This is a genomic window from Rhodanobacter sp. T12-5 (assembly GCF_008329435.1).
Classification (GTDB): Bacteria; Pseudomonadota; Gammaproteobacteria; order Xanthomonadales; family Rhodanobacteraceae; genus Rhodanobacter.
Genome location: NZ_NPKN01000002.1, coordinates 860,058 through 867,724, shown reverse-complemented (window position 1 = coordinate 867,724; position 7,667 = coordinate 860,058). Strand labels below are relative to the sequence as shown.

At 65.2% G+C, this 7,667-nt stretch carries 6 protein-coding genes; 2 read left to right on the top strand and 4 right to left on the bottom strand.

Going from position 1 to position 7,667, the window contains the following annotated elements; all coding sequences use genetic code 11:
- The 4 genes from CIW53_RS08000 to CIW53_RS07985 all read right to left on the bottom strand — a co-directional run.
- Positions 1-999, bottom strand: a 999-nt coding sequence (locus CIW53_RS08000; RefSeq protein WP_149364133.1) for an AGE family epimerase/isomerase, incomplete at its 3' end; no start/stop codon positions are given.
- Positions 996-1,976: a carbohydrate kinase gene (locus tag CIW53_RS07995; RefSeq protein WP_149364132.1), complete on the bottom strand. Its 981-nt coding sequence runs from the start codon at positions 1,974-1,976 to the stop codon at positions 996-998. The genes CIW53_RS08000 and CIW53_RS07995, both read right to left, overlap by 4 nt.
- Positions 1,973-3,307 (bottom strand): L-fucose:H+ symporter permease, encoded by a 1,335-nt coding sequence (fucP, locus tag CIW53_RS07990; RefSeq protein ID WP_149364131.1) that lies wholly within the window; start codon positions 3,305-3,307, stop codon positions 1,973-1,975. Before fucP ends, CIW53_RS07995 begins: the two co-directional genes overlap by 4 nt.
- 34 nt (positions 3,308-3,341) lie before the next feature.
- The gene (locus CIW53_RS07985) at positions 3,342-4,397 is read right to left on the bottom strand and encodes a LacI family DNA-binding transcriptional regulator (RefSeq protein ID WP_149364130.1); all 1,056 of its coding nucleotides are present in this window, start codon (positions 4,395-4,397) and stop codon (positions 3,342-3,344) included.
- A 200-nt stretch (positions 4,398-4,597) separates the two neighbouring features.
- On the opposite strand from CIW53_RS07985, the gene CIW53_RS07980 reads away from it, so the two are divergent.
- Positions 4,598-4,792, top strand: a complete 195-nt coding sequence (locus CIW53_RS07980) for a hypothetical protein (protein WP_149364129.1) — start codon at positions 4,598-4,600, stop codon at positions 4,790-4,792.
- Positions 4,789-7,545 (top strand): glycoside hydrolase family 2 protein, encoded by a 2,757-nt coding sequence (locus tag CIW53_RS07975; protein WP_343192201.1) that lies wholly within the window; start codon positions 4,789-4,791, stop codon positions 7,543-7,545. Before CIW53_RS07980 ends, CIW53_RS07975 begins: the two co-directional genes overlap by 4 nt.
- Positions 7,546-7,667: the final 122 nt, after the last annotated feature.

Sequence of the window (7,667 nt, the reverse complement as noted above, 5' to 3'; positions counted from 1 at the left end):
CAGCGCGGCGGCGGCCAGCGATTCGGCCTGCACCCAGAAGTATTTGTCGTCGTCGCAGATGCTGCCGTCTGGCGCGAAGCCGTAGCCGATGCCGCCGTATTCGTTGTCCCACGCGCGTGCCAGCGCGGTGTCGAACAGGTGTTGCGCGGTGGGCAGCAGCCAGTCGCGGGCGAGGCCGCGTTCGCCCAGCATCGGCTCCATGATCAGCAGCAGCTTGGCCCATTCGGTCTGGTGGCCGGGCTGGAAGCCCCAGGGGCGAAACAGGTGTTTCGGGTCGTCGCGATGGTATTCGCGGTCGATGTTCCAGTCGCGGTCGTAGTGCTCCCACACCAGACCGCCGGCCTGGGCGGCCTGGCGGCGCGTCATGTGGTCGGCGAGCGTGTAGGCGCGTTCCAGGTAGCGCGGGTCGTCGCTGGCCTGGTAGGCGGCCAGCATCGCCTCGCACATGTGCATGTTCGCGTTCTGGCCGCGGTAGTCGCTGAAGTGCCAGTCGGCGTCGGCCTCGTCGCGGTACAGGCCGGCGTCGGCATCCCAGAAGTGCTGCTCCAGCAGGGCCCAGGTTTCGTCCATCCACGCGGCGGCCTCGGCGATGCCGGCCTTGCGCGCGCTGGCGTAGGCGAGCAGCACGAAGGCGACGCCGTAGGCGTGGTTGGTGCGGTCCTCGGGTTGCTCGTCGCGGATCGTCCAGGCGTAGCCGCCGGTGTACGGATCGCGATGCACTTCGCGCAGGTAGCGCAGGCCGTGGCGCGCGGCGTCGAGGTATTCGCCGTGGAGAGCAGCCTGGTGGCCGAACTCGATCGCGGCCAGCGCATAGTTGACGACAAAACGCGTGCTGCTGACCAGGTGCCGGTGGCTTCGATCGTAGATCGTGCCGTCGTCCTTGAAGTAGTGGAAGAAGCCGCCGTCCGGATCGATCGCATGCGGGTGGTAGAACGCCATCGTCTGCGCGATGTGCGCGCGCAGGAAATCGGCGCAATGGAAATCCGGCATGGTGCTCATGGCTGGTTCTCCATGAAGGCCAGCACTTCGTCGCCGTGCGGCATCGCGCTGAACGAGCCCTGGCGGGTCACGGTGAGTGCGCCACTGGCGGCGGCGAAGCGCAGCATCGCGTGCAGGCGCGGCAGCTCGGTCACCAGCTGGTCGAGCCGTTCCGGGCCGGGCGCGAGTTCGGCCAGGCAACACAGCAGGCCGCCGACGAAGGCGTCGCCGGCGGCGGTGGAATCGACCACCTGCACCCGATAGCACGGCAGCTCGCCCTCGGCGTCGGGGTGGAACCAGCGCAGCGGTTTCGCGCCGTCGGTCACCACCACCAGCCGGGTGCGTCCCCGCCACAGCCGGTCGAGCGCGGCCTGTTCGCCGTCGACCGCGAGCCAGGCGCATTCTTCCGCCGACAGTTTCACCACGTCGGCCAGATGCAGCGCAGGCCACAGCAGCGGGAGCGGATCGGTGTCGGTCGGCCACAGCGCCGGGCGCAGGTTGAGATCGAAGCTGACCAGCGCGCCGACGCCATGCGCACGCTGCATGCCTTCGCGGGTGGTGTCGGCCAGGGCCGGGTCGGTCATGCTGTTCGAGCAGACGTGGAACACGGCGACATCGCGGAACGTATCGGGGCGAAAGTCGGCCGGTCGGAACTTGAGGTCGGCCGAGCCGTCGCGATAGAAGCTGAAGCTGCGTTCGCCGTGGGCGTCCAGCGTGACGAAGGCCAGCGCGCTGTTCGCCGCATCGGTGCGCACGACATCGTCGGTGCCGACGCCGGCCTGCTGCAGGCTGTCGAGCAGGAAATCGCCGAAGCGGTCGCGCGAAAGCATGCCGGCGAAGCGCGCGCTGCCGCCGAGCCGCGCCGCGGCCACCGCGACATTCGCCGGCGCGCCGCCGGCGAACGGCACGAAGCCGGTGGCGAAGCCGCGGTCGTCGATGCCGTCGGCATGCAGGTCGATCAGGGCTTCGCCGAAACACAGGATGGGCCGTGCGGTCATGCGCGTTCGCTCGCGCTGTCGCCTGTCGACGGGGTGCTGCGGATCTTCGAGCCGCTGAGGCCGTAGAACACGATGTACAGGTAGCACAGCAGCGGCAGGAAGAATGCGTGCTGCAGGCCGATGTTGTCGGCCAGCATGCCTTGCAGCCGCGGGATCACGGCACCGCCCACGATGGCCATGATCAGCAGGCTGGATGCCTTGCTGGTCATCGGCCCGAGCCGCTCGATGCCGAGCGCGAAGATGGTCGGAAACATGATCGAGTTGAACAGGCCGATCGCGATGATGCTGTACATCGCCACGCTGCCATGGCTGAGCATGGTGGTCAGCACCAGCAGCGCGTTGACGGTGGCGAAGCTGGCCAGCAGCCGGCGCGGCGAGAACTTCGCCATCAGTGCCGAGCCGACGAAGCGGCCGACCATCGCGCCGCCCCAGTACCAGGACACGTACTTTGCCGCCTCCTGCTCGCTCATGTGGCCGATGTCCGGCATCGACAGGTAATTGACCATGAAGCTGCCGATCGACACCTCGGCACCGACGTAGAAGAAAATGCCGAGCACGCCGAACAGCACGTGCGGATGGCGCAACACCTCGATGAAACCGTGCTTCCCGTGGTCGTCCTTGTCGGTCGCGTCGTTCAGTGCCGGCAGGCGGAACAGCCACACGAAGATCGCCAGCAGGAACAACACCACCGCCAGCCCGATGTACGGAAACTGCACTGCCTGTGCCTGCTGGGTGTCGTAGATGAGGCGTTGCGCCGGCGCCAGGACGGCCAGCTCGGTCGGACTCTTCACCACGTTGGACAGGATCAGCATGCCGCCGAACAGCGGTGCCAGCGTGGTGCCCAGCGAGTTCAGCGCCTGCGCCAGGGTCAGTCGGCTCGAGCTGGTGCGCTCCGGGCCGAGCAGGGCGACATAGGGATTGGCCGCGACCTGCAGCACGGTGATGCCGGTGGCCAGCACGAACAGTGCGGCGAGAAAGGCCGGGTAGGAGTGCAGCCCGGCGGCGGGCCAGAAGCCGAGCGAACCGATGCCGGCGATCGCCAGTCCCAGCACGATGCCCCTCTTGTAGCCCAGCGCGGCGACCAGCCGGCCGGCCGGCATGCCCATCAGGAAGTACGCACCGAAGAAAGTGAACTGCACCAGCATCGCTTGCGCGTAGTTGAGCTGGAAGATCGACTTCAGGTGCGGGATCAGGATGTCGTTGAGGCAGGTCAGGAAGCCCCACATGAAAAAGATGGTGGTGAGCACGCCCATCGCCATCGGATAGTCGGTGTAGCGCTCGCCGCGTACCGGCGTGCCTGGCGTGGGTGACGGAGTGTGGGCAAAGGCCATGTGGATTCCCCGAGTGGATCAGATGTGTGGCGGATCAGGCGACGATGGGTGGGCAACTGCTTTCGCGCACCACCAGTTGTACCGGTGCGATGGTCTTGCGGCTGTCGGCTTGCGGCTGTTGCAGGCGCTGCAGGATCAATTTCGCTGCCTGCTGGCCGCGCTCACGCGGTGCGGTGGACAGTGTTGTCAACGGTGGCATGCACAGTTCGGCTTCGGCAATGTCGTCGAAACCTGTTAGAGCGAAGTCCTGGCCCGGACGCAATCCGCGCTGTTGCAGGCCAAGAATCAGTCCAAGCGCCACCGCATCGTTGTAGCAGACGGCTGCGGTAGGTGCGGCAGGAGAAGTGGTGAACAGTGCGCTGGTACGATGGGCAGCATCGAGACGTGTCGGGGCGCATTCGACGCGCCAAAGCGGCTCGACCGGCAATCCGGCCGCCTGCATCGCTTGTATATATCCGGCATGGCGCTGCCGGCACGAGCTGGAATCATGATGGCCGCCGAAGAACGCGATGCGTTGATGACCACGAACAATCAGGTGTTCTGTGGCCAGAAATGCACCGCGCTGATTGTCCAGCATCAGTTGGTCCCAATGCGCGAACTCCGGCAAGCTGCCGCCGAGTTCACGGTTGAACAGCAGCAGCGGCGTGCGCGGTCCGATCGTGGCCAGCACGTCATGCGCATTGCTGTGCTCCGCTGGCGACAGGATGATGCCGCCAGGCCCGTGCTCCAGCAGCGAGCCGAGCACGGCTTGCTCGCGTGCAGCTGATTCACTGGTACAACCGAGCAAGGTGACGAAGCCAGCTGAACCCAGCGCTTCATCTACCCCGGCGGCGAACTCGGCGAAAAAGGGATTGGTCAACTCGTTCAATACCAAAGCGACGCTGGACGAGGTGCGGCGACGCAGATTGGCAGCGGCGCGATTGTAGACGTATCCTTGCCGACGCAACTCTTGCTCGACCCGGATACGGGTGAGCTTGTTCACCAGCGGACTGTCTCGAAGTACCAGTGATACGGTGGCACGCGATACTCCGCAGCCACTGGCTATGTCGTTCAAGGTCACCTTGCGGCCAATGGGGGGGGTGTTCGACATGCAATTTCGCCTTTTTGGAACGATCTAAAGATAACCTATTGGCTCTCTTGCGTACGCCGCAGCGCAGCATTTCGTTACCACTGGACTGTGGTTCAGGTGGCAAAGATCGATCTAATTTTTGGGTTGAGTGCGATCGCCCATTCCGTCGACGTGGATGGCTCGGCCAAGCGTCAACGGCTGGTAAGCGGGCCGATACATCAATGATATCGGTCCGCAACACGTCTTTCCGGGTGCTCGATCTGCACGGCGACAACACGCTGCCTAGCGCGGTCTGGAACACTGGTGAAAAGGGCCTCGGCCATTTCTCGCTGATCGGCGAGGGAAACCTGCTCAGCCCTCTCTCGGTTCAACCGAATGCCGCGCCGGCGTATGACAAGGCGAGCTATACGCCATGAACCCGACATCGAAAGACTTCCTCGCGACGAATGATGCGCTCTCCCTTGTCAGTGCGAAGACCGGCGATCTGCCGACCCGGGCGCAACGAATCCGCGTCCTGCCGCGTGCGCTGCTCTTGGGAGCATGGCTGATCGGCAGCACGTCAGCTTCGGCCATGGAATCACGCACGCTCGACCAAGGCTGGCAGGTACGGCTCGCGGCGAATGCCACGGAGGCTGTGAAAAAACATCCGGAAGCCTCACGATGGATCGATGCTGGCGTGCCGGGCAGCGTACAGATGGACCTGCTGCATGCCGGTTTGATCCCCGACCCGTATCGGCACGACAACGAAGCGGCCCTGCAATGGATCGGCCTGGCAGACTGGGACTACCGGCTCGACTTCGACATTGATGCGGCCACGCTGGCGCACGACCACGTCGACGTGGTTTTCGACGGACTGGATACCTTCGCCGATGTCCGTCTCAACGGCCAAAAGCTGCTCGCCGCGGACAACATGTTCCGTCGCTGGCGGATTCCGTTGAAGAACGCGTTGCATGTCGGCAGAAATACGCTCGCCGTCTCGCTGCACTCGCCGATCACCACCGTGCAGCCGTGGCTGCTGAAACAGTCGGAGGCCCTGCCCGGCGAATTCGACTCGGCCTTCGGCGATGAGCCACCGGGCAAGCAGACATCCAATTACGTGCGCAAGGCGAATTACCAGTATGGCTGGGACTGGGGCCCCCGCTTCATCACCGAGGGCATCTGGCAGCCAGTGAAGCTGGAGAGCTGGGATACCTTGCGGCTGACTGACCTGCATATCGCCCAGCAACACATCGACGCCGACAACGCGAAGCTGCAGGCACGGTTTGCCATCGAGGCCGACCATGCCGGCAAGGCCACGCTGCGGCTGCGCTGGCGTGCGCCGGACGGGCACGCCGGGCAGGCCACGTCGGACGTCCAGCTGGCGCCGGGCGGCAACACGCTGTCCGTACCGCTGACGATCAGCCAGCCGCAACGCTGGTGGCCGGTCGGTTACGGCAAACCGAACCTCTATGCCTTCCATGCCGAGGTAGTGATGGATGGCAAGGTGCTGGCCGAGGCCGATCGAACGACCGGCCTGCGCAGCGTCGAGTTGCGGCGCGACAAGGACCGCTGGGGTCGCAGCTTCGCCTTCGTGGTCAACGGCGTGCCGATCTTCGCCAAGGGCGCCAACCTGATCCCGTTCGACAGCTTCCCTTCGCGCGTCACCGACGCGCAGATGCGCCAGGTGCTCGGCTCGGCGCGCGACGCCCACATGAACATGCTGCGCGTATGGGGTGGCGGCTATTACCTGGACGACGCCTTCTACGCCATGGCCGACCGCATGGGCCTGATGCTGTGGCAAGACTTCATGTTCGGGGGCGCCATTCCGCCGTATGACAAGGCCTTTCGCGACAACGTGAAGCAGGAGGCAATCGAGCAAGTCACGCGCCTGCGCGACCATCCGTCGATCGTGCTCTGGTGCGGCAACAACGAAGTACAGACCGGCTGGGAGTCCTGGCCGGATCGCGCCGCGTTCCGCAAGCAGGCCGGTCCGGCCGAGACGGCACGCGTCGAGAAGGGCATGCGCGAGCTGTTCGATCACACCCTGCGTGAGGTGGTGAAGCGCGAACAGCCGGACCTTCCGTACTGGGCCACCTCGCCCGGCACCGACATGCAGGGCCCGGCGAACATCCCCGATGACGGCGACATGCACTACTGGGACGTCTGGTCGGGCGAGGCCAGGCCCGCCTCGGCCTACCTCGACGTCACGCCGCGCTTCCAGTCCGAATACGGTCTGCAGTCGATGCCGGTGATGAAGACCATCCGCGCGTTTGCGGATCCGAGCGATCTTTCTGCGGATTCGAAGGTGATGCGCGCGCACCAGAAGTATGACAAGGGCAATGGCAACGATCGCCTGCTCAAGTACATCCGTCGTGGCTACGGTGAGCCGAAGGACTTCGCCCGTTTCGTCTACCTGAGCCAGCTGATGCAGGCCGACGGCATCGAACTGGCCGTGGACCACCTGCGCAGCCAGCGTCCGCGCACGATGGGCTCGCTTTACTGGCAACTCAACGACGTATGGCCTGGCGCCTCGTGGTCGAGCGTCGATTGGTACGGACGCTGGAAGGCGCTGCAGTTCCATGCGCGGCGCTTCTACGCAGCGGTCCGGGTAGCACCGATCCGCCAACACGGGCGCACGAAGGTATATCTGATCTCCGACCGCATCCAGCCGATCGGTGCACAGCTGCGCGTGCGGGTGATGTCGATGGACGGCACCGTTCGCTACGACCACACCACCGCAGCGACGTTGGCTCCGCTGGCCAGCACCCGCGTGATGGATCTGGCTGATGCCGCGCTGCTGCACGGCGGCAGCACCGCTGACACCATCGCCGTATTCGAACTGCTGCAGGACGGCCAACTGCTGTCGCGGCACCTGCTGTACTTCGCGTCCGCGCGCGACCTGCAGTTGCCCGATCCCGCGCTCAGCGGGAGTCTGGTCGCCCACGGCGATGGCTACCAGCTCACCGTGAGGGCGGCACGATTTGCGCGGGGCGTCTGGGTCGACTTCGGCGACCTGGATGCCACGCTCTCGGACAACGCCTTCGACCTGCTGCCGGGCCAGTCGATGACGCTGGAGGTGGGCAGCGATGCTTCCATCGATGCGCTGCGCACGTCCCTGCACCTCCACTCGCTGGCGGACGCGACGTTGAGCCCCGGCGGCAAGACACGGACAGCCGACCATCCGCACTAGGCGGCTTCGTCACGGATCGCGGCCCGGCTGGAGAATGATCAGTGGTGCAGCGCACGAAGCAGCCGGATTGCGCTAGATTTAGATCGATTCAAATTTGTCGCCCGAAAATGCCGCAGCGCAAC